Source organism: Nocardioides sp. CER19 (genome assembly GCF_029846275.1).
In the GTDB taxonomy this organism is placed as follows: domain Bacteria; phylum Actinomycetota; class Actinomycetes; order Propionibacteriales; family Nocardioidaceae; genus Nocardioides.
The window spans coordinates 195,164-219,709 of the sequence record NZ_JARVWS010000002.1 but is presented as its reverse complement, the minus strand read 5'-3'; the positions used below and the strand labels follow the sequence as shown (position 1 = coordinate 219,709).

24 protein-coding genes are annotated in these 24,546 nt (G+C 71.4%); 10 read left to right on the top strand and 14 right to left on the bottom strand.

Features of this window, described 5'->3' with window-relative positions:
• Positions 1 to 20: 20 nt before the first annotated feature.
• From QDS12_RS09540 to QDS12_RS09520, 5 genes are all read left to right on the top strand, one after another.
• Positions 21 to 2,738 (top strand): LuxR family transcriptional regulator, encoded by a 2,718-nt coding sequence (locus QDS12_RS09540; RefSeq protein WP_279878754.1) that lies wholly within the window; start codon positions 21 to 23, stop codon positions 2,736 to 2,738.
• A 127-nt stretch (positions 2,739 to 2,865) separates the two neighbouring features.
• Positions 2,866 to 3,303: an Ohr family peroxiredoxin gene (locus tag QDS12_RS09535; protein WP_279878753.1), complete on the top strand. Its 438-nt coding sequence runs from the start codon at positions 2,866 to 2,868 to the stop codon at positions 3,301 to 3,303.
• Positions 3,304 to 3,342: 39 nt separating this feature from the next.
• Complete coding sequence (locus tag QDS12_RS09530) at positions 3,343 to 4,047, top strand: molybdopterin-dependent oxidoreductase (RefSeq protein WP_279878752.1); 705 nt, start codon at positions 3,343 to 3,345, stop codon at positions 4,045 to 4,047.
• Positions 4,040 to 4,666: a cytochrome b/b6 domain-containing protein gene (locus QDS12_RS09525; protein WP_279878751.1), complete on the top strand. Its 627-nt coding sequence runs from the start codon at positions 4,040 to 4,042 to the stop codon at positions 4,664 to 4,666. The genes QDS12_RS09530 and QDS12_RS09525 overlap by 8 nt, the downstream gene beginning before the upstream one ends.
• 158 nt (positions 4,667 to 4,824) lie before the next feature.
• On the top strand, positions 4,825 to 6,435 hold the full coding sequence (locus QDS12_RS09520) for an ABC-F family ATP-binding cassette domain-containing protein (RefSeq protein ID WP_279878750.1): 1,611 nt from the start codon (positions 4,825 to 4,827) through the stop codon (positions 6,433 to 6,435).
• 64 nt (positions 6,436 to 6,499) lie between these two features.
• Here QDS12_RS09520 and QDS12_RS09515 read toward each other — a convergent pair whose 3' ends face one another.
• The 4 genes from QDS12_RS09515 to QDS12_RS09500 are packed head-to-tail and all read right to left on the bottom strand — an operon-like array spanning position 6,500 to position 9,875.
• The gene (locus tag QDS12_RS09515; protein ID WP_279878749.1) at positions 6,500 to 6,757 is read right to left on the bottom strand and encodes a hypothetical protein; all 258 of its coding nucleotides are present in this window, start codon (positions 6,755 to 6,757) and stop codon (positions 6,500 to 6,502) included.
• Positions 6,757 to 7,557, bottom strand: a complete 801-nt coding sequence (locus QDS12_RS09510; protein WP_279878748.1) for an SDR family NAD(P)-dependent oxidoreductase — start codon at positions 7,555 to 7,557, stop codon at positions 6,757 to 6,759. The genes QDS12_RS09515 and QDS12_RS09510 overlap by 1 nt, the downstream gene beginning before the upstream one ends.
• A gap of 19 nt (positions 7,558 to 7,576) precedes the next feature.
• Entirely contained in the window at positions 7,577 to 8,422 is an 846-nt protein-coding gene (locus QDS12_RS09505; RefSeq protein WP_279878747.1) for an SDR family NAD(P)-dependent oxidoreductase, read from the bottom strand.
• A gap of 40 nt (positions 8,423 to 8,462) precedes the next feature.
• Positions 8,463 to 9,875, bottom strand: a complete 1,413-nt coding sequence (locus QDS12_RS09500; RefSeq protein ID WP_279878746.1) for an MFS transporter — start codon at positions 9,873 to 9,875, stop codon at positions 8,463 to 8,465.
• 98 nt (positions 9,876 to 9,973) lie between these two features.
• Here QDS12_RS09500 and QDS12_RS09495 point away from each other — a divergent pair, with 98 nt between their 5' ends.
• Positions 9,974 to 10,528 carry a TetR family transcriptional regulator gene (locus QDS12_RS09495; protein ID WP_279878745.1) on the top strand — a complete coding sequence of 185 codons (555 nt, stop codon included), beginning with the start codon at positions 9,974 to 9,976 and terminating at the stop codon, positions 10,526 to 10,528.
• 19 nt (positions 10,529 to 10,547) lie between these two features.
• Here the strand turns inward: QDS12_RS09495 and QDS12_RS09490 are convergent, their stop codons facing one another.
• A complete protein-coding gene (locus tag QDS12_RS09490) occupies positions 10,548 to 12,098 on the bottom strand; it encodes a tannase/feruloyl esterase family alpha/beta hydrolase (RefSeq protein ID WP_279878744.1) in 1,551 nt (516 codons plus the stop codon).
• Positions 12,099 to 12,319: 221 nt separating this feature from the next.
• On the opposite strand from QDS12_RS09490, the gene QDS12_RS09485 reads away from it, so the two are divergent.
• Both QDS12_RS09485 and QDS12_RS09480 read left to right on the top strand, forming a co-directional pair.
• Positions 12,320 to 12,469, top strand: a complete 150-nt coding sequence (locus QDS12_RS09485; RefSeq protein ID WP_279878743.1) for a hypothetical protein — start codon at positions 12,320 to 12,322, stop codon at positions 12,467 to 12,469.
• A gap of 53 nt (positions 12,470 to 12,522) precedes the next feature.
• Positions 12,523 to 13,182: a Bax inhibitor-1 family protein gene (locus tag QDS12_RS09480; protein WP_279878742.1), complete on the top strand. Its 660-nt coding sequence runs from the start codon at positions 12,523 to 12,525 to the stop codon at positions 13,180 to 13,182.
• Positions 13,183 to 13,443: 261 nt separating this feature from the next.
• Here the strand turns inward: QDS12_RS09480 and QDS12_RS09475 are convergent, their stop codons facing one another.
• From QDS12_RS09475 to QDS12_RS09450, 6 genes are read right to left on the bottom strand one after another with little or no spacing between them, the layout of a single operon-like run.
• Entirely contained in the window at positions 13,444 to 14,793 is a 1,350-nt protein-coding gene (locus QDS12_RS09475) for a M20/M25/M40 family metallo-hydrolase (protein ID WP_279878741.1), read from the bottom strand.
• A gap of 10 nt (positions 14,794 to 14,803) precedes the next feature.
• A complete protein-coding gene (locus QDS12_RS09470) occupies positions 14,804 to 15,676 on the bottom strand; it encodes an alpha/beta hydrolase (protein WP_279878740.1) in 873 nt (290 codons plus the stop codon).
• Positions 15,677 to 15,711: 35 nt separating this feature from the next.
• Positions 15,712 to 15,858: a hypothetical protein gene (locus QDS12_RS09465; protein ID WP_279878739.1), complete on the bottom strand. Its 147-nt coding sequence runs from the start codon at positions 15,856 to 15,858 to the stop codon at positions 15,712 to 15,714.
• 31 nt (positions 15,859 to 15,889) lie between these two features.
• Positions 15,890 to 16,774, bottom strand: coding sequence for an alpha/beta hydrolase (locus QDS12_RS09460; protein WP_279878738.1), 885 nt, complete (start codon positions 16,772 to 16,774; stop codon positions 15,890 to 15,892).
• Positions 16,775 to 16,817: 43 nt separating this feature from the next.
• On the bottom strand, positions 16,818 to 17,759 hold the full coding sequence (locus QDS12_RS09455; RefSeq protein WP_279878737.1) for a hypothetical protein: 942 nt from the start codon (positions 17,757 to 17,759) through the stop codon (positions 16,818 to 16,820).
• Positions 17,760 to 17,776: 17 nt separating this feature from the next.
• Complete coding sequence (locus QDS12_RS09450) at positions 17,777 to 19,057, bottom strand: Rieske 2Fe-2S domain-containing protein (protein ID WP_279878736.1); 1,281 nt, start codon at positions 19,055 to 19,057, stop codon at positions 17,777 to 17,779.
• Between the two features lie 267 nt (positions 19,058 to 19,324).
• Here QDS12_RS09450 and QDS12_RS09445 point away from each other — a divergent pair, with 267 nt between their 5' ends.
• Positions 19,325 to 20,317: an NAD(P)/FAD-dependent oxidoreductase gene (locus QDS12_RS09445; protein ID WP_279878735.1), complete on the top strand. Its 993-nt coding sequence runs from the start codon at positions 19,325 to 19,327 to the stop codon at positions 20,315 to 20,317.
• A 26-nt stretch (positions 20,318 to 20,343) separates the two neighbouring features.
• Complete coding sequence (locus QDS12_RS09440; protein ID WP_279878734.1) at positions 20,344 to 20,679, top strand: ferredoxin family protein; 336 nt, start codon at positions 20,344 to 20,346, stop codon at positions 20,677 to 20,679.
• A gap of 59 nt (positions 20,680 to 20,738) precedes the next feature.
• On the opposite strand, the gene QDS12_RS09435 is transcribed toward QDS12_RS09440, so the two are convergent.
• Genes QDS12_RS09435 through QDS12_RS09425 form a run of 3 tightly spaced genes read right to left on the bottom strand, consistent with a single transcriptional unit; the run spans position 20,739 to position 24,523 of the window.
• A complete protein-coding gene (locus tag QDS12_RS09435; RefSeq protein ID WP_279878733.1) occupies positions 20,739 to 21,791 on the bottom strand; it encodes a phosphotransferase in 1,053 nt (350 codons plus the stop codon).
• A complete protein-coding gene (locus QDS12_RS09430) occupies positions 21,788 to 23,056 on the bottom strand; it encodes an aminotransferase class III-fold pyridoxal phosphate-dependent enzyme (protein WP_279878732.1) in 1,269 nt (422 codons plus the stop codon). Before QDS12_RS09430 ends, QDS12_RS09435 begins: the two co-directional genes overlap by 4 nt.
• A 42-nt stretch (positions 23,057 to 23,098) precedes the next feature.
• Positions 23,099 to 24,523 (bottom strand): APC family permease, encoded by a 1,425-nt coding sequence (locus QDS12_RS09425; RefSeq protein ID WP_279878731.1) that lies wholly within the window; start codon positions 24,521 to 24,523, stop codon positions 23,099 to 23,101.
• Positions 24,524 to 24,546: the final 23 nt, after the last annotated feature.

Below are 24,546 nucleotides of genomic sequence, written 5' to 3'. Positions count from 1 at the left end.
CGACCGCCACAATGCAGCCGATGAGCATCGGCATGGTGACCCTGCGTGGGCGGCGCGAGGAGCAGCTGGTGCTCGACGGCGTCGTCCGGGACGTGCGCGCCGGCCGGAGCCGCGTCCTGGTGGTTCGCGGCGAGGCCGGTGCCGGCAAGACCGCCCTGCTCGACTACCTCGCCGGCAGGGCGGCGAGCGACCGGGTGATCCGCGCAGCCGGGGTCGAGCCGGAGGCGGAGATCGCGTACGCCGGGCTGCAACAGATCGTCGCTCCGCTGATGGGCCACCTCGACCAGCTCCCGGAGCCGCAGCGCGCGGCGCTGTCGACGGCGTTCGGGATGAGCGCGGGCGCGGCGCCGGAGGCGTTGATCATCGGTCTTGCGGTGCTCGGCCTGCTCGCCGAGGGCGCCGCGGACAAGCCGCTGGTCTGCGTCGTCGACGACGTGCAATGGATGGACCGGATGTCGGAGGTCGTGCTGACCTTCGTCGCACGGCGCCTCGAGGCCGAGTCGGTGGCGCTGGTCTTCGGCGTCCGGGGGCGGGGTGACGAACCGATCCTGGACGGCCTGCCGGACCTCCAGGTCGACGGCCTGGCCGAGGAGGACGCGCGGGTCCTCCTCGAGTCGGTGCTCCGCGGACCGGTCGACGCCCGCGTGCGGGACCGGATCATCGCCGAGACCAGGGGCAACCCGCTCGCGCTCCTCGAGCTGCCGCGTGACCTCTCCCAGGCCGAGCTCGCCTTCGGCTTCGGAGGCCTGACCACGGCGCCGGTCGTCAGCCGCGTCGAGGCAGGCTTCGGCCGACGGATCTCCGCCCTGCCGCCAGAGACGCGCACGCTGCTGCTCACCGCGGCCGTCGAGCCGACCGGCGACGTACCCCTGCTGTGGCGCGCCCTCCGCCTGCTCGGCGTGGACGGCGCCGCCGCGGCTCCGGCCGAGGCGGCCGAGCTGATCGAGATCGGCGCCCGCGTGCGATTCCGGCATCCGCTGGTCCGCTCCGCCGCGCGCCGCGCCGCGACCCCCACCGAGCTGCGCGACGTCCACCGCGCACTGGGCGAGGTCACCGACCCGCTCGCCGACCCCGACCGACGCGCCTGGCACCGAGCACACGCCGCTCTCCAGCCCGACGAGGAGGTCGCCGCCGAGCTGGAGCGGTCCGCCGACCGGGCGCTCTCCCGAGGTGGCCGGGTCGCGGCCGCCGCGTTCCTCACCCGAGCCGCGGAGCTGACGCCCGAGCCGGCGACCCGTGCCAGCCGGACGATCTCGGCGGCCGAGGCCCGTTTCGCCGCCGGGGCCCTCGGCGAGGTGCCCGCCCTCCTGGCCGCGGCCGAGCTGGTCGCCCTCGACCCCGTCGAGCAGGCTCGCGCCGAGAAGTTGCGGGCGCGGACCGCGTTCGCCTCCTACGCGGGTCGGGCGGCGGTGGCTCCGCTGCTGCAGGCCGCTCACCGGCTCGAGGCACTCGATCCGGCCGCGGCCCGGGAGACCTACCTGGCGGCGCTCGGCGCGGCCGTGAACGCGGGGCGCCTCGGCGGCGACGACCTCCGTCGCGCGGCGGAGGCCGCCCGGTCAGCCCCGCAGGGCGAGGAGCGGGCCGGCCTGCTGCTCAACGCGCTGACCACTCGGATCCTCGACGGGCATGCTGCCGCGGTCCCGCTGTTCACGCGGGCACTGACCACCATCACGCCCGACAGCGATCTCGACCTGGCCTGGCTGAGCGGGATCATGATGCACGAGGTGTGGGACGACGCCGCGTTCCTCACCAGGACCGAGCAGGCGCTCGCCTACGCGCGTGAGACCGGCACCCTGTCCCTGCTGCCGTACGCACTCTCCTTCCGCGCGACCTCGCTGATCCAGACCGGCCGCTTCACCGAGGCCAGCGACCTGCTCGACGAGGCCGAGGCGTTCACCAAGGCCACGGGCTCGCGGTCCAACCCGTCCGCCGGGGCGATTCTGGCGGCGCACCGCGGACGGGAGGAGCCGGCCCGACAGCTCATCGACGGCATGGTCCGGGCCGCGGAGGCGGGCGGGCTCGGCTGGCTTCTCGGCGTCGCCGGGTACGCCCGCGCCGTGCTCTTCAACGGCCTCGGCGACTACCCGGCCGCGCTCGCGGCGGCGACCGAGGCCGCGACCTACGACGACCCCGCGTTGCTGCAGTGGACGTTGTCGGAGCTGGTCGAGGCCGCTTCCCGGACCGGCGACCACGCGGTCGCGGTCGAGGCGCGGGATCGGCTCGCCGAGCGCACCGGCGCCGTCGACACGGCGTGGGCGCGAGGCACCCAGGCGCTCGCGGATGCGCTGATCGATCGGACCGCCGCGGCGGAGGAGAAGTACCGCGAGGCCATCAGGGTGATCTCAGCGACGCAGGTGACCGGGACCCTGGCGCGGGCACATCTCCTCTACGGCGAATGGCTGCGACGGGAGAACCGCCGTACCGAGGCCCGCGACGAGCTGCGGGCCGCCCACGAAGCACTGAGCGAGATGGGTTCCGAGGCATTCGCCGCACGTGCCGCCAGGGAGCTGGCCGCCACCGGGGAGACGGTACGCCGACGCGCGACCGGGGAGCAGGAGGACCTGACGCCGCAGGAGGCCCAGATCGCCCGGATGGCTGTCGCCGGACGGACCAACCCGGAGATCGCCGCGGTGATGTTCCTCAGCCCGCGCACGGTCGAGTGGCACCTTCGCAAGATCTACGCCAAGCTCGCGATCACCTCGCGTCGCGGGCTGGCCGGCGCGCTCGCCGAGCGCTGACCCCGCGGACGGACCCGCGCACCAGCGCCCACCAGGGCATCGACCAGTGGGTGTCACGGGCGTCAGCCCGGGGTGTCTCGCACGAGAGTCGTCGTGTCAGCACAGCCCACCCGAGGAGACACGAAGCATGTCCATCACCACCTACACCGGCACCGTCACCACCACCGGCGAGGGCCGCAACGGAGGCCAACTGCGCAGCAGCGACGGCCTGCTCGAGCACCGGCTGGCCATCCCGGCCGAGCTCGGCGGCGCCGGCGGAGACACCAACCCCGAGCAGCTCTTCGCGGCCGGCTGGTCGGCCTGTTTCATGGGCGCGCTGCGCCAGGCGGCCACGCGCGAGAAGGTGAAGCTCAGCAGCATCGAGGTGACCGCCGACGTCACCCTCAACACCGACGGCAGCGACTTCTGGTTGACCGCCGAGCTCGCGGTGGTCGCGGGCGGCACCGACCAGCAGACAGTCCAGTGGCTGGCCGAGCTGGCCCACACGATCTGCCCGTACTCCAAGGCGATCACCGGCAACGTCCCGGTCCGCATCAACGCCCGCGTCGCCGACCAGGCCGCCTGACCGGGCGGCTCGATCGCGAACGTCGGAGAAGGACGGACGATGATGCCGACGGAGGGCACCAAGCCGATCGGGCGCCGCGTCTTCTTGGGCACGCTGGGTCTCGGCGCGGCGGCGATCGTCGCCGCGCCGACCGTGCAGAAGGCCTGGAGCGGCACGCTGGGTGAGCTCTCCCAGCTCGACCCGACCGGCGTCTCGGGACTGCTGCCCAACCCGGGCGGCTTCCGCTACTTCAGCGTGGCCGGCCACGTTGACCGCGCGGACCCGGCGACCTACCGGCTGACGGTGGGCGGCCTGGTCGACCGGCCGCTCGAGCTCAGCCTCGCCGACCTGCAGGCCATGCGGCAGACCCGCGTCACCCGCGAGATCGTCTGCACCGACGGCTGGTCGGTCGAGCAGGTGCCCGTGGACGGCGTACGGCTCTCCGACCTGCTCGATCGTGCCGGCGTCACCGGCGGCGCCGGCGCGGTGCGGTTCACTTGCTTCGATGGGGTCTACTCCGAGAGCCTGACCCTCGAGCAGGCACGCCGTCCCGATGTCCTGGTCGCGCTGCAGATGGAGGACAAGCCGATCTCCCACAACAGCGGCGGCCCGGTGCGGCTCTACGTCGCACCGATGTACTTCTACAAGTCCGCCAAGTGGCTGTCCGGCATCGAGGTCACCGAGAAGGTCGAGCCCGGCTACTGGGAGAAGACGGGCTGGCCGGTCGACGCGTGGCTACCGGGACAGGAGCCGGGCCATGCCTGAGACCAGGTCAGGGGTGATCCCGCGGCGCGAGAGCCCGTACGTCGCCCGCTTCACCCGCGCCGAGCGCGCCATCCACTACGCCACCGCAGCACTGTTCCTGTTCTGCATCGCCGCGGCGGCCTGCCTCTACGTCACCCCTCTGGCCCATCTGGTGGGTCGACGCCACCTGGTGGCGACCGTCCACGAGTGGGCAGGGGTGCTCATCCCCGTGCCGGTGCTGCTCGGGCTCGCCTCACACGCCTTCCGCCGTGACCTGCACGAGATCAACCGCTTCCACGACGGCGACCGGGAGTGGCTGCGCGCCGGAGGCTCCGACCGGCGTCGCGGGCGCTTCGCGGGGAAGTTCAACGCGGGACAGAAGCTCTACGCATCCTGGATCGCCGGCGCGGTCCTGATCATGGTGGTCACCGGGCTGCTGTTGTGGAACCGCTTCTCGCTGACCTGGATCCCGCGCTCGGGCGTGCTGTTCATCCACGACATCGGCTTCTACCTGCTCGGGTTCGGCGTCGCCGGCCACATCAGCAAGGCCGTCGGCGACCCGGAGGCGCGGCGCGGGATGCGGACCGGGCTGGTGCGCCGAACGTGGGCGCGAGAAACCCATGGCCAGTGGTTGGGCTAGGTCCGTAGAGTTGGCGGCGTCCCATTCCCGAGCACGAGGTGCGTTTTGACGGGCATCACCGGTTTCGCCGCGCAGTCCCCGCGCTGACACCGTTCCGAGACCCCTCCGTGGGCTCCGGTGTCGGCGCTTCCGCCGAAACCCTTTGTGGAGCCCTCCTCGTGTTCAACAGCATCACCCTGTCCTCGCTCACCCTCGAGTGGACCGACGGCACCGTCGCGCTCAGCGACCTCTCCGCCACGTTCTCGTCAGGTCGTACGGGCCTCGTCGGCGACAACGGCGCCGGCAAGTCGACCCTGCTTCGCGTGATCGCAGGACTGATCCCGCCGACCAGCGGATCGGTCTCGGTCGCGGGCGAGGTCGGCTACCTGCCCCAGACGCTCACCCTGTCGCGGGACACGACACTGGCCGATCTGCTGGGCATCACCCCGAAGCTGCGGGCGCTGGAGGCGATCGTCTCGGGTGAGACCGATCCCGACCTCTATGACGTCCTCGGCGACGACTGGGACATCGAGGCGAGGGCAGCGGAGACGCTGGCCTCGCTCGGGCTCGGCGGCTCCTCGCTCGAGCGCCGCGTCGGCGAGATCTCCGGCGGCGAGGCGATGCTGGTCGCGATCGCCGGCCTGCAGCTGCGGGACTGCCCGATCACGCTGCTCGACGAGCCGACCAACAACCTCGACCGCGACGCGCGCGCCCGCCTGCGCGAGCTGGTGCGGACGTGGAAGGGCACGCTCGTCGTGGTGTCGCACGACCTCGCGCTGCTCGACGAGATGGACACGACCGCCGAGCTGCGCGCCGGGTCGCTCACCTTCTTCGGCGGCCCCTACTCCGCGTGGCGCGAGTACCTCGACGGTCAGCAGGCCGCCGCGGTTCAGGCGATGCGGGCCGCCGACCAGGCGGTGAAGGTCGGGCAGCGACAGCGGGCCGAAGCCGAGTCGAAGCTGGCGACCCGTTCCCGAAACGCGGCGACGGCGCGCGCGAACAAGGTCGGCTCGAAGATCGTGATGAACGGCCGGGCCTCGGACGCGGAGAACTCCGCCGCCAGGATGCGGTCAGGCCTCGATGCCCGGTTGGCCGCGGCTCGTGAGAGAGCGGCCGCGGCAGCCGACCGCGTGCGGTCGGAGGAGCACGTCAGCCTGCTGCTGCCTGACCCGGACGTGCCGAACAGCCGCCGGCTGGCCGTACTGATCGGGAGCGATGGCCGTGAGCAGGTGATCCAAGGCCCCGAGCGGGTCGTCATCGTCGGTCCCAACGGCGTCGGGAAGTCGACCCTCCTGCAGCGGCTGGTCGCGCCGGACGTGACCTCTCGACCAGCGGACGGTGAGTTGTCGGCGTCGGGGCGGCTGGAGACCGCGCGCGTCGGCTATCTGCCGCAGCGGCTCGACGGCCTCGACGAGGACACGAGCGCGGTCGAGGCGATCCGGGAGGCGGCCCCGGAGATGGAGCAGGGCGCGATCCGCAACCAGCTCGGCCGACTGCTTCTGCGCGGCGACAGCGTCTTCCGTCCGGTCTCGACGCTGTCGGGTGGTGAGCGCTTCCGCGTCTCGCTGGCGCGGCTGCTGCTCGCGACCCCGCCGGCGCAGCTGCTGATCCTCGACGAGCCAACCAACAACCTGGACGTGTCGACCGTGACGCACCTGGTGGAGGCGCTGGCCGGATATCGCGGCGGGCTGCTCGTCGTCAGCCACGACGACGACTTCATCCGACGACTCGAGCCGACCCGGGTGCTGGAGCTCGACGCCGACGGCATCCTGACCGAGGTCGAGGTGTAGCCGACGGTGACGTGGTGACGCCGGCCGCACCCGATGCGGCTGGCGTCACCCACTTCGGGCGGGATCAGGCTGGCAGCGGGACCGGGTAGGGCTGGCCGAAGTCGGCCGAGAGCGACAGCTCCCGCCACGCACTCGCCTGGGCGATCTGCGCCTGGGAGTAGTCGAGCGACATCGTGACCGCGAGCTCGCCCAGCAACAGGTGCGTGGGCCGGTCATCGCGCTGTACGACCCGGACGATGATCTCGCCGGCCCGCTTCGGATCGCCCGCGGCGATCGCCCGTCCGAAACCGCGCGAGGAGCCCGTGATGAACCAGGTCGCCATCAGAAGGCGCTCCTGATCAGGCCGCCGTCGACGCGGATCGTCGCGCCGCTGACGTACTCCGCCAGGTCGCTGCAGAGATAGGCGACCGCGCCCGCGATCTCCTCGGGTCGGCCGAACCGTCCGTGGTCGTTGGGGATGAGTGCCTCGACGGCGTTCGGCAGGATCTCCTCCCACGTGTCGCCCCAGCCGCGGGCCGGACCGATGTGCGTGACGAGCTCCTGGGTCGCGTCGACGAGGATCGCGCCGGGCGAGACGACGTTCGAAGTGACGCCCGTGCCCTTCAGCTCGCGTGCCAGCGACACGGCGAGGTTGTGTCGCGCGGCGAGCGTGGCGTTGTACTGGGGGTGGGTGTTCATCGGCTGGCTGGCAAGGCCGCCACCGATCGTGATGACCCGACCCCAGCCTCGCTCGCGCATGGCAGGCACGAGCTGCTGGATCATGCGCACGCCGGAGACGACGTTCACGTTGTAGGTGTCGGCCCACTCCTGGGGTGTTGCCTCGGCCCACGACAGGTGGCGGTAGAAGCCGGCGTTGTTGACGAGGATGTCGACGTCCCCGCCGACCAAGGCCTGGCGCATGACGTCTGCTGCACCCTCGTCGGTGGCGAGGTCACCGAGGACGACCTCGGCCCGACCGCCGGCCTCGCGGATGGAGGCGGCGACCGCCTCGGCACGGCTCTGGTCGCGACCATGGATGACGACGGCTGCGCCCTCGGCGGCGAGCATGCGGGCCGTGGCCTCGCCCAGCCCGGAGCTGGAGCCGGTGACGAGGGCGCGCCTGGAGGAGAGGTTGAGCTCCATGAGTGATTCCTTTCGTGGATCAGCTGGCTGAGGAGGCGAAGTCGATCGACCCAGCCGACGCGCGGTTGGCGGCGAGGTCCTCGCCGAGGGCGGCGACGGCGCGCTCGATGTTGGCGAGCGCGTCGCTGCCGAGGATCAGGCGGCGCCGTGGCTTGGCGACCACCGCCTCCTCGTAGATCGCCGCCGCCGAGGCGGCCGCGTCGCCCGGGAAGAGCAGGGTGGGGGCGTCCGGCATCGCGACCGCGTCGAGGAAGGGGCCGATGACGGGCTCGTAGTCGTCGATCCGCTGCCCGGAGACCTTCGTACGCCCGATGATCCCGGTCCGGATCGAGCCGGGCTCGACGAGGAGGGTGCGAATGCCGAGGTGCTCGACCTCGACCGCGAGCGCGTCGGTGATGCTCTCGATGGCGAACTTGCTCGCCGAGTAGAAGGCATTGGCCGGCAGGCTGGCGATGCCGTCCATCGAGGAGACGTTGATGATCAGGCCGCTGCGCTGCTCTCGCAGGGTCGGCAGCACGTCGCGGACCATGGCGACGGCGGCGAAGAAGTTCACCTCGAAGACCGCTCGGTAGTCCGCCTCCTCCTGCTCCTCGATCGCGCCGATGAAGTCGATGCCGGCGTTGTTGACCAGGACGTCGATGCCGCCGAAGCGGGCCTTCGCGGTGGTGACGGCCGTGCGACGGTCCGCGGCCCGGGTGACGTCGGCGATGACCGGCACCAGGGTCGAGGGGTGGCGGGCGGTGAGGTCGGCGAGGGGGACGACGTCGAGGCCGGCGGCGACGACCTGGTGGCCCTCGGCGAGGACGTGCTCGGTCAGGAGGCGGCCGAGTCCGGTGGCGGCTCCGGTGATGATCCAGGTGGACATGTCAGTTCCTTTCGTGGGGTGGGCGTGGAGCGATGTCGGGTCAGGCGGCGGCGACCACCGCCAGGCGCGTACGCCGGGCGGCACTGCGCTGGGCCAGGTGGATGGCGATCGCGAGGAGGACCGCGGCGGCGTAGAAGAAGGTCGTCACGGTGAAGACGTGTGCGTACCCGTGTGCCGCGAACGCCGCGCTCGGGCTGGGGTCGTGGTGGATGGCGGCGCCGAAGACCACGGTGAGCAGGGCGAGGCCGATCGAGCCACCGAGCTGGTGGGCGGTGTTGACCAGGCCCGAGGCCGCACCGGCATCCGTCGGCTCGACGTCAGCCATGCCGAACTCGGTCAGCAGGATGATCGCCATGCCCTGACCGACGCCCAGGACGAGCAGCGGAAGCAGCACGTCGGGGAAGTACGACGAAGTCGTGTCGACCCGGCTGAGCCACGCCATCCCGAGCATCGCCGCGATCAGCGCCACCACGAGGAGGCCGGTCTTGCTGACCCGCGGGCTGAGCCAGCGCACCACGTAGACCATCGCGAAGAACATGCCGGTGAGCGGGAGGTAGGCGAAGCCGGTCTCGAGCGGGGAGAAGCCGCGCGCGTTCTGCAGGTACTGCGAGAGGAAGTAGAAGAGCGAGAAGGTCGCGCCGACGCTGATCACGCGGCCGAGGTAGGCGCCCGAGCGGCGTACGTCGGCGAAGAGCCGCAGCGGGACGATCGGCTGCGCGGCCCGGGTCTCGACGATCACGAAGGCGACGATCAGGACGACGGCGGAGACGAGCGGGACCAGGGTCTGGGCACTGGACCAGCCGGACTCGGCCGCCTTCACCAGCCCGTAGACGAGGGCGGACATGCCGAGCGTGATGCTCAGGGCGCCGGCCAGGTCGACCCGGCCGGGCTGGCGCGTTGTCTCGGGCAGGACGCGCGGGGCGAGGGCGAGGACGACCGCACCGATCGGGACGTTGACCAGCAGGCCCCAACGCCACGAGGCGTACTGGGTGAAGAGCCCGCCGACGATGATCCCGACGCTGCCGCCGGCTCCGATCACCGCGCTGTAGATGGCGATGACGCGGCTGCGCTCGGACGGCTCCGGGTAGCTGGAGATGAGCAGCGCGAGGGTCGAAGGGACGGCGAACGCGGAGGCCAGGCCCTGCAGGGCACGGGCAATGATCAGGACCTCGGCCGACTGGGCCACGCCGGCGAGCAGCGAGGCGGCGGTGAAGAGGGCGGTGCCGGCCACGAAGACGAGGCGGCGGCCGAGCAGATCGCCGGCCCGGGCCCCCAGCAGCAGGAGACCGCCGAAGACCAGGACGTAGACGTTCTGGATCCAGGAGAGCGAGGAGTCGCTGAAGCCCAGCGTCTCTTTGATGTGCGGGAGTGCGGTCGTCACGATCGACGCGTCCAGGGTCATCATCAGCTGGCAGCCGAGGATGACGGCCAGGCCGATGCCTTTGCCCTTCATGATGGTTCCTCTCGTTAAAACTAACTGGTTGGTTACGTCGAGTGAAGCACGGTTTGGCATATATAGCAACTAACTAGTTGCTTGCTACGCTGTGAGACATGGCACGTGACCCTGACGCGACCCGGAAGCGGATCCTCGACGCCGCTGAGGCCGAGTTCGCGACGTACGGCATCGCCGGTGCGCGGGTGGACCGGATCGCGGAGAACGCGGCGGCCAACAAGGCGCTGATCTACAAGTACTTCGGCAACAAGGAGGAGCTCTTCGACGTCGTCTTCGCGCAGCGCGCGATGTCCTTCGTCGACGAGGTCGAGTTCGACGCGAACGATCTCCCGGGTTACGCCGGCCGCGCGTTCGACCTCTACGAGCGCTTCCCGACGGTGCTGCGGCTGACCAGCTGGTACGGCCTCGAGCGCGCCGACGGCGCGCTCCCGGCGATCGTGGAGTCGAACAAGAAGAAGCTCGACGCGATCAAGGCCGCCCAGCAGGCCGGGACGTTGACGGACGCGTTCTCGCCGCTCGAGCTGCTGACCCAGGTCCGCGCCCTGGCGATGGGCTGGCACCTGCACACCCCCGAGCTGGCGGTGGTCAGGCGACCGAGCCGGGCACGCTGCCGCGAGATCGTCGTGGAGAGCGTGCGCCGACTGGTCGCCTGACCGGGACAGCGGTGCGGGATCAGCCGCGGAAGTACGGGACGGCGCGGGTCCCGGCGGTGAGGGTGGCCGGGGTTCTGCCCTTCTCCACCCAGCTCACCAGTGCGCCCAGCGGGTCGGTCGGCGTGGGGCCGACGCCGGCCTGGCAGTGCGAGGCGCCCGGGACGACGAAGAACCGGTAGAAGTCGTCGACGTTGCCGAGCTTCTGCTCCACCTGGGCGTGATACTCGACCGTGTCGGCGACCGGGATGAGCTGGTCGTCGCCGCCCTGCCAGGTGAGCAGCTTGCCGCCGGCCTCGCGGAAGGGTGCGAGGTCGGGGTCGTCGCTGCCGATGATGGCGTGGTACTCGGCCTTCGACCGGGCGAAGAGGTCCTCGTACTCCGCATACGTCAGGTGCGCGACGTCGGCCGTCGGATCCTGAAGCAGGAAGTTCTGGACCCAGCTCGCGGCGACCGGGAACGGCGCGGCCGCCAGTGCGGTGAGGTCGGCTCCCTTGGTGAGGCCCCAGCCGAGGCGCTCACCGGTGGTCGTACGGGGGCCGTCCCAGATCTTCGCGATCACGTCGGCGTCCTTGGCGGTGATGGTCAGGGTCTGGCCATCACAGATCACCTGCTGGCCGACGATCGTGTGCGGGTCGAAGCCGCAGCTGAGCGGCGCATCGATGATGCCGTCCGCGGTCGGGCCGTCGCACGCGCGGACCGCAGCGGCGGTGAAGGCGTTGAGCTCGCACGGAGCGAGGTGGTCGCCCTCGACGTTCTGGACGACGGCCGGCCACAGGTCGGCGGGAGCGAACCGGTCCCAGCCGATCGCCGGGGCGTTGGCGAGGACTCCGTCGAAGTCGTCGGGGTGGCGCTGCGCCTCGACGTACCCCTGGCGACCGCCGGTCGAGCAGCCGTTCCAGTACGAGTACGAGGCGGGCTTCTTGTAGAACGACTTCGTCACCGCCCGGCCGACGAGTGCGAGCTCGTGCGGGCCGCGCTCGGCGAAGTTCGTCAGCACGGTGGTGTCGACCCTGCCGTCGGCGGTCAGGGCCCAGTCGGCGGTGAAGCCCGACGAGGGGACGGCGCCGGCGTCGGTGGTGCCGACGGCGTACCCCTGCTTGATCGCGGAGGCCTGGTCGGGACCGAAACCGCCGGCGAGGTAGCCGCTGCCGCCGAGGGCCTGGAAGCGGCCGGTCCATCCGGTCTTCGGGAGCCAGACCTCGATCAGCTCGTGGTCGCCCGCGCTGCCGTGGGTCAACGTGATGTCGACCTGGCAGAAGGCGGGGACCTCGGTCACCGGCGGGGTGGCCGGGAAGCCCGGCGCGGAGGGGAAGGTCAGCGTGCCGCCGGGCTTCGCGGCCGCCGTGACCGAGACGACGGTGGCGCCCGCCGGGGCGGTGACCGCCGGTGCCTCACAGCGCGTCGTGCGGCCGCGACCGTGCTCCGGCCCGGGACGGTCGTGACCGGGGACCGTGGCGTGCTGGCCGTGGACCTGAGGGTGTGAAGGCACGGCACGGGCCGGGCCTGCGGTGACGGCGGCGGTCGCGAGCAGGGTCACTGTCGCGGCGCCGAGGGCGAAGAGCTTCTTCATCGTCGGTTCCTGTCGGGAGGGAATGCGGACAGCAGCAACCTCCCGGCTCACCCCCTGACGCCACGCCCGTGTGCACCACTGGTCCGCACCCTGGGGCGCCGGTGTCCCCGCGGGTGCGGGGTCGATCCCCGTGTGTCGGCCGGTGGGTTGCCCTGGCGCCAGGGACGGCGCCGAGACGCGAGCGTGGAAGCACGCCCTCCCCCCGATGAAGGAGACCTGCCATGAAGGTGAACACCTCCGAGCTCAGCGGCCTGGCCGCGCTCGGCCCGCTCGAGGTCGCCACGATCGCCCGGGTCTTCCCGTTCCCCGAGGTCGACGAGCTGGTCCGGGTCCTCACCTCCTTCACCGGGTCGATCAGGCCGCTCCCGTAGCACCGAGAACCACCACCCATCCGCATCGAAACTCCTGGAAAGAGGCAACACCGATGGCAACTCCCGCACCTGCGTCCCTCACTACGTCCGCCCGCCGAGCCGACACCGGCAGCCTGGTCGGGCACACCATGAGCCTCGTCGCCCTGACGGCAGCCGCCTTCGCCGGCGGCGCCTACCTCGGCGCCGACGCCACCGCCGCCCTCGCCCTCGTCTCCGGCATCGCCGCGCTCGTGTCCCTCTTCGCGCTGCAGGCGGCGGTGTCGCGTTCCGAGACGGCCGCCGTCGGACTGCTCGTCGTGTTCGGGCTCCTCGTGGGGCTGAGCAGCGGATCAGCCATCGGCACCTACGCGGCGGCCGACCCGGCGGCTGTCTGGGAGGCGGGCGCCGCCACAGCCCTGTTCGTCGCCGCGTTCGGCGCCGCCGGCTACGCGACGAGGCGTGACCTGTCCGGGCTGGCTCGCACCCTGCTCTGGGGCCTCTTCGGCCTGATCGCGCTCGGTGTCGTCCTCGTCTTCGTGCAGATCCCGGGTGGCGCGCTCGTCTACTCGATCGTCGGTCTGCTGGTCTTCGCCGGCCTGATCGCCGTGGACTTCCAGCGGCTCCGCCGGCTCGACGACGTGCGGTCCGCGCCGATGCTCGCCGCGTCGATCTTCCTCGACATCCTCAACGTGTTCACCCTGTTCCTGCCGATCTTCGGCGGGGACGAGCGCTGACCGGGATCACCCGAGGTGCTGCTCGAAGAAGCCACGCGACCCGACCGCCATCAGCAAGGGGCATTGACCGATCAGCGCGACGGCCGGCAGCGAATACCGCCAGAGGCGCAGACCCCGAGCACACCGCTCGGGGTCGACCTCGGAGCGGGTGGAACCCCGACGGCAACGGGCAGCGGCTGACGATCCTCACCGCGCCGGCCGGCACCCCGTCGACCACGCCGGGCGCGACGACCGGCGGTGAGGCCTTCGTGGGGGTTCCGCTCAACGGACCCGGGGTGCGGCCGGCGCCTGCCGGTCGAGGAGGAGCACCGTGCGGACGAGGATCTCGACCAGGCGCCGGGCCTCGGCCAGGTCGACGAGGTTCATCCCCAGGGTGAAGTCGACGGGTTCACCGTCGAGCCCGGCGAGCACCTTGGGCATGCCGACCCGGGCGGTCGGCACGCCTCTCATCCGCAGCACGTTGGCGTCGGTGGCGCCGCTGTTCGCCTCGATCGGCACGTGGGCCTGCCCTGCGACCGCCTCCCAGGACGCGACGGCCGCACGGATCACCGGCGATTCCGGCGGCGTGTGGGAGGCGGGGATGCCCGCGACCTGCTCGACGGTGATGTCGGCACCGAGCTCGCGGCCGAGCGAGTCGACGAACGCACGTACCTCACGGGTGACGCCGGCCGGCGTCTGCTCGGTGGTCAGCCGCACGTCGGCGCGCAGGCGCACGGACGCCGCCGTCGACGCCGCCAGGTGGTCGAGACCGCCGCGGACCGACGACACGATGCCTTGGGGCCGCATCGTGCCGGTCTCCTGGCGGAGCGCGTAGTCGGCGAGCCAGTCCTCGAGGCGGCCCGCGACCACGCCGGCGAGCGCCACGGCGTTGCGGTACGGAAGCCGGTGACGGCTGCCCACGTACGTGTGCTCTCCTGGCACGACGATGTCGAGCCAGACGAGCCCGACCTCTTCATGGGAGACGTTCCAGCCGGGCTTGGCGATGACCGCGTGGTCGGTCGTGAACCCGCGCTCCAGCAGGTAGGCGGCGCCCACGCCGTGACCTGTGTTCGCCCGCCCGGGCTGCCCGACGCCGGGGATGGCGAAGGTCGGCATCCCGCCGGCGCCGAACCCGGCGACGAGGTCACCGGCGAGCTCGATGCCGGCGTCGTCGAGGGCCTGCATCGCCGCCATCACGCACGCCGCGTGGCCCTTGGGGTTCCCCGCGCCGAGCCCCTGCACGAGGTCACCGCGCACCGTCGCGCGCGGAAGCATGTCGGGACGCATCCACGCGCCGGCCCCGGGGATGTCGTGCGCCGGGTCTCCGGTGGTGAACGTGTCGAGGGGCGCGTAGAGGAGGAGGGACGACCCGTTCGCCGTGCCCGGGAGCACGGCGACCGCGTTCGCCTGCGACTCGTCCAACCGCTGCACGGTCGTCCGGACCCTCGGGCTGGCCAGCTCGTCGACGATCCATCCGGCCAGCGGTGCCTCGGCGCCCGTGGGGCTCGGGATGCTCACGACGCCGGTGACCGCGTGCAGGAGGCGTTCGCGGGTGACGTGCTTCATCACCCCGTCGACCGCCGCCTCGAGGTCGGTCCTCGACGTGCCGGGTCCTTCGGTCTCCACGTCCACGCCTGCCCGGCTAGTTCGTCGAGCTCTTGGCGATGAAGTCGAGGCTGAGCTCGTTGTACTTCTCGGCCTGCTCGTGCTGCGGCCAGTGCCCGCAGTCGTCGAACAGGACCAGCTCGGACCCGGGGATCGCGGCATGCATCGCGGCGGCCTCGGGGACGTCGCCGAACGGGTTGTTGCGACCCCAGACGACGAGGGTCGGCACCGTGATCTGGGCGAGGTCCTCCGGCCCGAGGATGTTGCGCAGCCGCGTCTCCAGGTCCTGGAGGCAGAGCAGGTTGTCGATGTTCGCGACGAAGTCGGGCCGGTGGTAGATCTCGTGCCGTACGGCGACGAGCTCCTCGGTCGCGTTGCTCGGATCGGCCATCAGCAGCCGCATCCGCTTGCGCGTCAGCTCGATGTCGTCGGTCTCGACCGCCCGCCGCGTGCTGGTCCGGATCCGCTCCATGACCTCCGGGTTCGCCACCGTTCCGCCGGCGCAGAGGAGCTGGAGCGACGCGATGCGATCGGGGTTGTCGATGGCCGTGCGTCCGCCGACCCAACCTCCGAGCGACTCTCCGACGATGTGGGCCTTCTCGATACCGAGGGCATCCATGTAGGCGAGGAGGTGGTCGCGGTAGCGAGGGATCTCGTAGGCGTAGTCGGGCTTGCCGGTGTAGCCGTGGCCGAGCATGTCGATGGCGTGGCAGCGGTAGCGCGCGCCGTGCGCGCGCAGGTTGCGGGTGAAGGCCTCGAGGTGGCCGGAGGTGCCGTGCAGGAAGATCACGTGCTCCTCCCCCGTCCCGGTCTGCAGCGACCGGGTGGGGACGCCGCCGGCGTCGACGTGGGCGAGCGTGAAGTCGATGTCGGCCAGCTCGGCCCAGATGGTCGGCGCGAAGGTGCTCATCAGGTTCTCCTTGGGGTGGGACTCGGGGGCGGTGGTCAGCGCTGGTTGATGCGGGTGACGCGGGTGTTGACCTTCGTGGTCAGCTCCGGCAGCACCGCCTGGTGGGTGGCCAGCCGTCGGCTCGCCTCCTTGAGCGCGGCCACCGCGAGGGCGAGGGCGAGGAGGCTGAGGATCTTCGTCATGGTGGGTCCTTCAACGCGGGCGAGCTGGTGCTCACGGGTGGTCGATCGAGGTGAGGAAGCCGTCCACGACGGCGTGGTAGGCGCCGGGTCGCTCCTCCTGCAGGTGGTGGGAGACGTGTTCCATCACGTGGAGGTTTCCGCGCTTCACCATGCGGGCGAGCATCATCGGGTAGTCGGGCGTCAGGAACGCGTCCTCGCGTCCCCACATGAACAGCGTCGGCGCCTCGACGAGACCGAGCTCGGCGGTCAGGTCCTGCCACTCGCCGCGCGGCGAGTCGGACATCGCGGCGAGCGCGCGCTCCTCGGGGTCCAGGCTCTGCTCGTAGCGCAGGTCGAGGGTCTCGTCGGGGAGGCGGTCGGCGTCGTACCACTCGAGCTTGGTGATCAGCGTCCGCATCTTCTCCCGGGTCGGGCCCTCGCCGCCGTAGTAGACGTCGCGTGCCGTACGGCCCCGGTGACCCCGCTCGGGCAGTGGCGCCAGGGGCCCGTAGAAGACCGGCATGCTGCCGGTGATCACGAGGGACCTCACCCGGTCGGGGTACTTGGCCGCGAGGTTGAGGGCGATCGTGCCGCCCCACGAGTTGCAGACGAAGTCGGCCTTCTCGATGCCGAGCTCGTCCATCAGCGCCACCGTCTTGGTGGCGTGGAAGTCCCACATCGGCCCGGTGATCCGGCACTTCTCGGACTTGCCGTACTGGAGGATGTCGATCAGGTAGAGGTGCCGGTCCCGGGCGAAGTACGGCGCCACGGGGCCGAAGTCGCTCCACGCGGTGCAGCCGGGGCCGCCGCCGTGGAGGAAGATCGTGTCCGGTCCCGAACCGATGTCGTAGTAGTGGTACTCGACGCCGTCCGCCTTCGCGAATCGGCTCTCGGGCGCCGGGCCGGCGGCGGGTGAGGTGAGCTTGTCCGTGGTCACGTGGGTGCTTCCTGTCAGGGGTGTCGTGGGGTGGTGGGGCGCGTCAGGATGCGTCCGGCTCGATGACCGCCACGCCCATGCCGGTGAGCCACTCCGGCATCGCGGCGTAGGCGAGCGCCTTGCCGGGGGCGAAGCCGAGGGCCGCGACCATGACCATCCAGGTGCGCAGCTCCTGGCCGCCGTTGCCGGCGACCTCGAGGATCTTCTCGGTGGTCAGCTCGGTGTACGTGAACAGGTCGCCTCGCTCGAGGTCGGCGAGGAAGCGCTCGTCGAAGTCCTCGAAGATCGTGGGCTGCGCGGCGACGATGATCTCGCGGCGACGCTTGTCGTAGCGCTCCCACTCACCCCTGCCGTTGAGCCACGCCTCGACGAGGAACTCCTCGTCCTCGCCCTCGGGCTCGGTCCAGTCACTCGGCCACGGGAGCTGGTGCGACAGGCCGCCGGAGGCCACGACGACGACACGCTTGTCGCCGCCGATCTTCTCGACCGCGGCGGCGATGTTGGCGCCGAGCTCGACGACGCGGGGCATGGTCGGCAGCGGCGGTGCGAAGACGTTGACGACCAGCGGCACGACCGGGACGTCGAGGCCGTCGAGCAGGTACTGGATCGCGTGCGCCTGGCCGTGGTCGATGGTCAGGCGCGCCGAGATCGCCACCTCGGTGCCCGCGTTGACGAGCTCGGTGGCGAGCGCCTGGGCGAACACCGGGTCGGTGCGCTGGGGCCCCTTCGGGGTGCCGCCGTCGCCGGCGGCGATCACCTCGCCCACGCCCAGCGTGAAGGACGGGATGAGGTCGAGCCAGAACCCGCGGAAGTGGTTCGACCCCACCACCACGACGACGTCGGGCCGGGCCTCGGCGATCCGGTCGCGGGCGGCGTACAACCCGTCGCGGAAGCTCTCGGCGCGCTCGGTGTGGACGACCTTGTCCCAGTGGGTGTTCATCAGGGTCGAGTGCGATGCACCGACGCCCAGCACGATGGAAGCCATGCGGTGTCTCCTTCCGGTCAGGCGGTCGGGTCGAACGGCTCGAGGCCCTGCTCGCGCAGCGCGTCGAGACGGTCCTCGGTGGTGTCCTCGGCGAGCTTGCGCCACTGCAGGAGCGCGTCGTCGGGGCGGTAGAGCTTCTCCGGCGGGGCGTCGGTGACCTCGACCATCCACTTGTCCTGGCCGGAGAACTGGCCGTGGAAGAGCCACCGCACCGCACCCAGGTACTTGGCGTAGAAGGGCAGGGCCTTGACACCCTTCTCGAAGTTGGCCATCACGCCGACGTAGAGGTGGTTGTCGGCGTCGACCGGGACGTAGAACTCGTAGTGGATGAACGTCGGGTAGGCGATCCGGAGGACGCCGGGCATGCTGACCGAGGCGAAGCCCGGGAACTCCTGCTCCGCGATGACGGGGTTGACCTCGCGGTGCGACGCCGTGTTGCCGATGTTGGAGGTCTGCCTCGGTGGCTTGGCCTTGTACCAGGCCTGACCGCTCCACGTGCCCAGCCCGGGGAAGTCGGCCTCCCAGTGCTGCTCCTCCTGGACGCGATAGATCCAGCGGCCCCGCTTGACGATCTTGGTCGTGTTCCACACCGGCATCGGCTTGAAGAGCCGCCACAGCGCCGTGCGGTGGAGGTACTTCGCGTGGCCCTCGTCGTAGCCGTTCTCGCAGGCGAAGCGCCAGTTGCCCTCACGTGGCTGGATGCGCTGGCCGAGCACGGCCGGGTTCGACACGAGCTCCTCGGGGAGCTGCTCGTCGATCGGGTGCGGCTTCTCGCCGTCGCCGATGTAGACCCAGACCATGCCGAGGCGCTCCTCGACGTCGTACGTCGGCTGGGTGACCTTGCGGCAGATCGGCGACTGCGGTCCGTCGGTGATCGCGGCGACCAGGTCGCCGCTCTCGAGGTCGAACGTCCAGCCGTGGTAGACGCAGGAGACCGTGCCGGGGAACTGCTTGTTGCCATAGCTCAGCGGGACGCCGCGGTGCGGGCAGCGGTCCTTCATCCCGTAGACCTTGCCGTTGTCACGAATGATGAAGAGGTCCTCGCCCAGCAGGCGCACCTTGTGCGGCTTCTCGCCGACCTGGTCGACGAAGCAGACCGGGTACCAGTAGCCGCGGAAGCCGGCGGCGGCCGCCTGGTAGTGCGGCCAGCTCGACCAGTCCTGGCGGCCGGGCAGCTTGCCCTCCCGGTGGCGGCTGACCGGCTTCTTGGCGGTGCCGGCGGTCGGGCGCTTGGTCGGCGCGGTGGCGGCGCCCGCCCGGGGCGCCGCCGGAGGCTTCGGGTTCACGGTCTCGGTCATGGTCTGCTCCACGTCTCCGCGAGTCGGGGGACTCGCTCCATCCAGCCGGGCCGGCTCTGGGACGGCCCGATGCCGGAGAAGACCACCGGCGCGGCACCGGTCACAAGGAGGCCGGTCCGCCTGGCGAACCGCTGCCCGCTCCACGTCGGCGGCCCGGCCGATTTCGTCGGCGGGTCCGCTGAGCGGTCCACAGCAGAGGAAGCCGGAAGCGGCCGCTCCCTACATTCGCCGCCGTACGTTCGCTCCTCTCCACCTGGAGGCATCGCCATGACCACCTCGCCGACCCTCCGCACCGACGTCGTGATCGTCGGTGCCGGACCCACGGGCCTGTACGGCGCCTACTACGCCGGCTTCCGCGGACTGTCCACCGTCGTCGTCGACGTCCTCCCGGCGGTCGGCGGACAGGTCACGGCGCTCTACCCCGAGAAGGAGATCCGCGACGTCGCGGCGATCCCCGCCATCCGCGGCCGCGACTTCGTCGCCGCCCTGGCCGAGCAGGCGGCCGCCTTCGAGCCGACCTACCTGCTCGGGAGGCAGGCGGTCACGCTCGAGCACCGCGACGGCGCGCCGGTCCTCACCCTCGACGACGGCACCGTCATCGAGGCACGCGCGGTCGTGCTCACCGCCGGCATCGGTACGCCGACCCCGCGCGCGCTGCCCTGTGGCGAGGAGTGGCTCGACCGCGGGCTGTCGTACTTCGTCGTCGATCCGTCGGCCCATGCCGACCAGGACGTCGTCATCGTGGGCGGCGGCGACAGCGCACTCGACTGGGCCGACGCGCTCGGGTCGATCGCCCGCTCGGTGACGCTGGTCCACCGTCGGGCCGCGTTCCGGGGCCACGCGGCCACCCTCGCGCGGGTCCGCGCCGGATCGGCGACGATCCACACCGACTGCGAGGTGGTCGCACTCGAGGGTGATCTCGACGCATCGCGCCTTTCGAAGGTCACGCTGCGGACGAAGGACGGCGAGGAGACCATCGTCGCCGCCGACCACGTCATCGCCGCCCTCGGCTTCATCAGCGACCTCGGCCCCCTTCGCGAGTGGGGCATCGAGCTCGCAGGCAGGTCCGTCGCGGTCGACCGCAGCATGCGCACGAACCTCCCGCAGGTCTACGCCGCGGGTGACCTCACCGACTACCCGGGCAAGGTCAAGCTCATGTCGGTCGGCTTCGGCGAGGTCGCCACGGCCATGAACCACGTGGCCGTCGACCTCGATCCCGATCTCACCCTCTTCCCGGGCCACTCCACCGACGGCGCCTGAGCACCGCGACACAGAAGGAACGAACCATGAGCTACATCATCGGCGCCGACTGCATCGACGTCCTCGACCGCTCCTGCATCGACGTCTGTCCTGTCGACTGCATCTACGAGGGCGACCGCAAGAGCTACATCAACCCCCACGAGTGCATCGACTGCGGAGCCTGCGAGGTCGAGTGCCCCACCGCCGCCGTCTTCGTCGACCGCAAGGCGAGGAAGGACCCGGACCTGGCGGTGTTCATGGAGGACTCCCGCGCGTTCTTCGAGCTGCCCCTGCCCGGTCGCGACGAGCCGATCGGCAACCCCGGCGGCGCGCAGAAGCTCGGCGTCGTCGGCGTCGACACCGCGCTCGTCGCGGAGTACTGACCTGCTGAGGATCTACCTGCTGGGGGGCCGCCTTCAGGCGGTCGTCCCCCGCATGGTGCCTAGCCGACCTTCCCAGTCGCCCGCGCGCTCAGGTAGCTCTCGGCCGCGGCGCACGCCATGGTCCGGAGCATCGGGCCGAGGTTCCTGGACGTCTCCGTCCCCGGCCGCGACTGCACCCAGCCGAGATAGGTCGTGCCGCGCAGGAAGAGGAAGAGGGGCAGGCTCGCCTCGTCCTCCGCGCTCAGCGGCCGGGCGGAGCGGTAGCCGGTGAGGAGGCTCTGCCGGACGTCCTCGTAGCAGCTCCGGCCGAGGTTGAAGTACAAGGCGGTGGCGAGCTCGAAGAGGAACCAGCCGTAGCCGGCGTCGTCGAAGTCGATCAGCTCGAGCCTGCCGTCGTGGTCGAGCAGGTTCTCCGGCACCAGGTCGGCGTGGATCAGGCCGTAGTTGTGCGGACCGGCGCCGAGCGCGGCGAGGTCGAGGGCGGCGCGGCTGCGGGCCTCCAGCAGGAGGCGTCGCTGGTCGTCGTCGAGGCCGTCGTACTCCCAGAACCGACCCCACAGCGGCGTCTCGCCGATGAGGCCGTCGGCGTCCCAGGCATGGCGGGTGAATCCCTCCGGCGGTGCCCACGACGTGGCGTGGCTGTGCAGTCGCGCCGCGAGCGCCCCAGCGTGGTGATAGAGCCGCGCGGCCGCCTCGTCGTCGAGCGCGACGCCGTCCTCCGAGGTGCCGGCCGGTACGCCGTTCAGCCAGCCGAGCACCGATACCTGGCGCGGCAGCGGCACCTCGTCATGCGTCACCTCGACGACCAGCCGACCGTCGCTCGCGGCCAGCACGGGCGGGACGGCCACGTCGCCGGTCTCCCCCAGGGCGCGCATCCACGCGAGCTCGGAGTGGAGGGCGGCGTCGGAGTGGTAGCCGTGCCGGTGGACGCGGACCGCGACCCGCGCTCCGTCCGGGCGGCGAGCGCTGAAGACGGCGTTCTCGCGGTACTTGACGAGCTCGACATCGGCGAACCCGCCGTCCCAGTGGGCGCCGGCGGCCAGCACGAGCTGGGCGAGCCGGGCGGCCTGGTCAGACTCGGGCAGCGCCTCGAACTCCGACGGCTTGGTCACAGGCCCGTCAGCGCGTCGTCGAGCGTGCCGAGGAGGAAGTCGGCATCCGCCTGGCTGAACGACAGCGGCGGGCGCATCTTCAGGACGTTGTCGTGCCGGCCGATCCGGCTCAGCAGGACGCCCCGCTCGCGCATGTCGTTGACGAGTCTCTTGGTGAGGTCGGGCGCGGGCCGGCCGTCGTCCTGGATCTCGATGCCGAAGAAGAGCCCGCGGCCGCGGACCGCTCCGACCACCTCGTGTCGGGCGGCCAGCTTCTCGAGGTGCCCCCGCACGTAGCCGCCCACGACCTGCGCGTTGCGCTGGAGCTGCTCCTCCTCGAGCACGTCGAGCACGGCCATCGCGGCGGCCGCGGAGACCGGGTTGCCGCCGAAGGTGTTGAAGTAGGTCGACGCCGCCTGGAAGTCGGAGACCAGGTCGTTGCCGGCGACCACACCGGCGACCGGGTGGCCGTTGCCCATCGGCTTGCCCATCGTCACGATGTCGGGGACGACCCCGACCAGCTCGTGGCCCCACATCGCGTCGCCGGTCCGGCCGAAGCCGGCCTGGACCTCGTCGCAGACGAAGAGGCCACCGGCCGCGCGGACGGTCTCGACCGCGCGGGCGACGTAGCCCGGGACGGGGTCGGGCAGTCCCTCGTTGGCGAAGAAGGAGTCCAGCAGGATGACCGCGACCCCGTGGCCCTCCTGCTCCAGCGACCGGACCGCGGCGACGACCTCGGCGACGTAGCGGTCGGCCAGCTCGGCCTCGGTCAGCCCCGCGCCGTCGTGGCGCGGGTCGGGCACGCGGACGGCACGGGCGTGGGCCGGGAAGGCCTCGACGACGGGGAAGCACGTCGTCACCGAGGCGAGGGTCGCGGTGTTGCCGTGGTAGCTGAAGTCGCTCACGATCAGGCCGCTCCTGCCGGTGGCGAAGCGCGCCATCCGGAGGGCCAGCTCGTTGGCCTCGCTGCCCGAGCAGGTGAGGATCGCCGTGTCGAGCGGCTCGGCGAGCGTCGCGGTGAGCCGCTCGGCGTACTCGACGACCGTCTCGTGCAGGTAGCGGGTGTGCAGGTTGAGGGTGGCGGCCTGACGGGCGACGGCCTCGACGACGCGGGGGTGACAGTGCCCGACGTGGGGCACGTTGTTGTACGCGTCGAGGTAGCGCCGCCCGTCAGAGTCCTCCACCCAGACCCCTTCGCCGCGGACCAGGTGCACCGGACGGTCGTAGAACAGGGGCGCGTTGCGCCCCAGGGCGTCGAACCGTCGCTGCAGGAGGTCGTGCGACATCGGGTCTCCTCGTGGTGAGAGGTCTTCGGGACGTGGCCGGGCTCAGGGAACCGGCGTCGGCTCCAGGTCGGGCGCCTCGTCGCCGAGCACCCTCGCGGACGACCTTCCGCCCAGCACGACCCCGCCCAGGAAGGTCACGACCACTGCCGCCAGGAAGATCGCCGCGGTGGTCCGCGAGCCTCCGATCAGCGTCGTGAAGTTCGCGATGACCAGGGCCAGGATCGCGATCAGCCCGAGGCCGCCGAGGATCGGCGCGACGACCGTCTGCCACACGCGGGTGTCGACGCGGGTGCGGCGGAAGTAGGCCAGGATCGCGAAGCTGGTCAGCGCCATCAGGGCGAGGATCGCCACGATGGCGACACCGGCCATCCACGTGAACAGCTGCAGGACCGGGTCGGCTCCGGCGACGGCGAAGATGCCGACGAGGACGACGGCCGAGGCCGTCTGCAGCAGCGAGCCGGCGTGCGGCGAGCCGTGCTTGGCGTGGACCGCGGCCAGACCGCGCGGCGCGTAGCCGGCACGGGCGAGGGCGAACACGTAGCGCGAGATCGCACCGTGAAACGCCAGCAGGGTGGCGAACAGGCTGGTGACGAGCATGACCTGCATCGCGTCCGACGTCCACGAGCCGACGTAGGTGGCCGCCGCGCCGAACGTGAGGCCGGCGGTGTCCTTGAGCGCCGCGTCCTGGACCTCGCCGCTGCCGAAGGCGAGCACGACCGCCCAGCTGGAGAGCGCGTAGAGCACGCCGATCACGATGATCGCGACGTACGTCGCGACGGGGACCGTGCGCTTCGGGTTGCGAGCCTCCTCGCTGTAGATCGCGGTCGCCTCGAAGCCGACGAAGGAGCCGATCGCGAACATCATCGCGATGCCGGGCGAGCCGGAGACGAACGTCGAGGGCTTGAACGACTCCAGGTCGATGCCGTGGGCGCCGCCGTGGGCGAACACCGCGACGGTGAGCACGGCGATCGCGATGATCTCGAGGGCGAGCAGCACGCCGAGGAGGCGCGCGCCGAGGCTGATGTTGCGATAGCCGACGACGCCGACCAGGGCCATCATCACGAACGCCCAGAACCACCACGGCAGGTCGGGTCCGCCGTACTGGACCACCAGGCCCTCCACCGTGGAGGCGGCCAGGCCGTAGACGCCCGCCTGGATGGTCGCGTAGGCGAACAGCGCCAGGCCGGCGGCGCCGATGCCGAGCCGGCGGCCGAGGCCCTGGGTGACGTACGCGTAGAACGCGCCGGCGTCGGTGATCCGGCTGCTCATCGCGGCGTACCCGACGCTGAACAGCAGCAGCACCAGGGCGGCGATGAGGTAGGTCAGCGGAGCACCGGCTCCGTTCCCGAGGGCGATCATCACCGGCAGCGAGCCGGCGACCGTGGTCAGCGGCGACGCTGCCGCGACCACGAGAAAGACGATGCCGACGACGCCGATCGAGCCTCTGAGGCCTGACGTGCTCGCCATGTTTCACTCCTTGGGATTGCGGT

Bases quoted from the DNA above. Each gene is read 5' to 3' on its own strand.
- QDS12_RS09440 (WP_279878734.1), top strand. From the start codon at position 20,344: ATGAGCTACATCATCGGCGCCGACTGCATCGACGTCCTCGACCGCTCC.
- QDS12_RS09455 (WP_279878737.1), bottom strand. From the start codon at position 17,759: ATGGCTTCCATCGTGCTGGGCGTCGGTGCATCGCACTCGACCCTGATG.
- QDS12_RS09500 (WP_279878746.1), bottom strand. From the start codon at position 9,875: ATGAAGGGCAAAGGCATCGGCCTGGCCGTCATCCTCGGCTGCCAGCTG.
- QDS12_RS09490 (WP_279878744.1), bottom strand. From the start codon at position 12,098: ATGAAGAAGCTCTTCGCCCTCGGCGCCGCGACAGTGACCCTGCTCGCG.
- QDS12_RS09515 (WP_279878749.1), bottom strand. From the start codon at position 6,757: ATGGCGACCTGGTTCATCACGGGCTCCTCGCGCGGTTTCGGACGGGCG.
- QDS12_RS09425 (WP_279878731.1), bottom strand. From the start codon at position 24,523: ATGGCGAGCACGTCAGGCCTCAGAGGCTCGATCGGCGTCGTCGGCATC.
- QDS12_RS09510 (WP_279878748.1), bottom strand. From the start codon at position 7,557: ATGGAGCTCAACCTCTCCTCCAGGCGCGCCCTCGTCACCGGCTCCAGC.
- QDS12_RS09535 (WP_279878753.1), top strand. From the start codon at position 2,866: ATGTCCATCACCACCTACACCGGCACCGTCACCACCACCGGCGAGGGC.
- QDS12_RS09470 (WP_279878740.1), bottom strand. From the start codon at position 15,676: ATGAGCACCTTCGCGCCGACCATCTGGGCCGAGCTGGCCGACATCGAC.
- QDS12_RS09465 (WP_279878739.1), bottom strand. From the start codon at position 15,858: ATGACGAAGATCCTCAGCCTCCTCGCCCTCGCCCTCGCGGTGGCCGCG.
- QDS12_RS09480 (WP_279878742.1), top strand. From the start codon at position 12,523: ATGGCAACTCCCGCACCTGCGTCCCTCACTACGTCCGCCCGCCGAGCC.
- QDS12_RS09505 (WP_279878747.1), bottom strand. From the start codon at position 8,422: ATGTCCACCTGGATCATCACCGGAGCCGCCACCGGACTCGGCCGCCTC.
- QDS12_RS09530 (WP_279878752.1), top strand. From the start codon at position 3,343: ATGATGCCGACGGAGGGCACCAAGCCGATCGGGCGCCGCGTCTTCTTG.
- QDS12_RS09525 (WP_279878751.1), top strand. From the start codon at position 4,040: ATGCCTGAGACCAGGTCAGGGGTGATCCCGCGGCGCGAGAGCCCGTAC.
- QDS12_RS09445 (WP_279878735.1), top strand. From the start codon at position 19,325: ATGACCACCTCGCCGACCCTCCGCACCGACGTCGTGATCGTCGGTGCC.
- QDS12_RS09495 (WP_279878745.1), top strand. From the start codon at position 9,974: ATGGCACGTGACCCTGACGCGACCCGGAAGCGGATCCTCGACGCCGCT.
- QDS12_RS09450 (WP_279878736.1), bottom strand. From the start codon at position 19,057: ATGACCGAGACCGTGAACCCGAAGCCTCCGGCGGCGCCCCGGGCGGGC.
- QDS12_RS09540 (WP_279878754.1), top strand. From the start codon at position 21: ATGAGCATCGGCATGGTGACCCTGCGTGGGCGGCGCGAGGAGCAGCTG.
- QDS12_RS09485 (WP_279878743.1), top strand. From the start codon at position 12,320: ATGAAGGTGAACACCTCCGAGCTCAGCGGCCTGGCCGCGCTCGGCCCG.
- QDS12_RS09430 (WP_279878732.1), bottom strand. From the start codon at position 23,056: ATGTCGCACGACCTCCTGCAGCGACGGTTCGACGCCCTGGGGCGCAAC.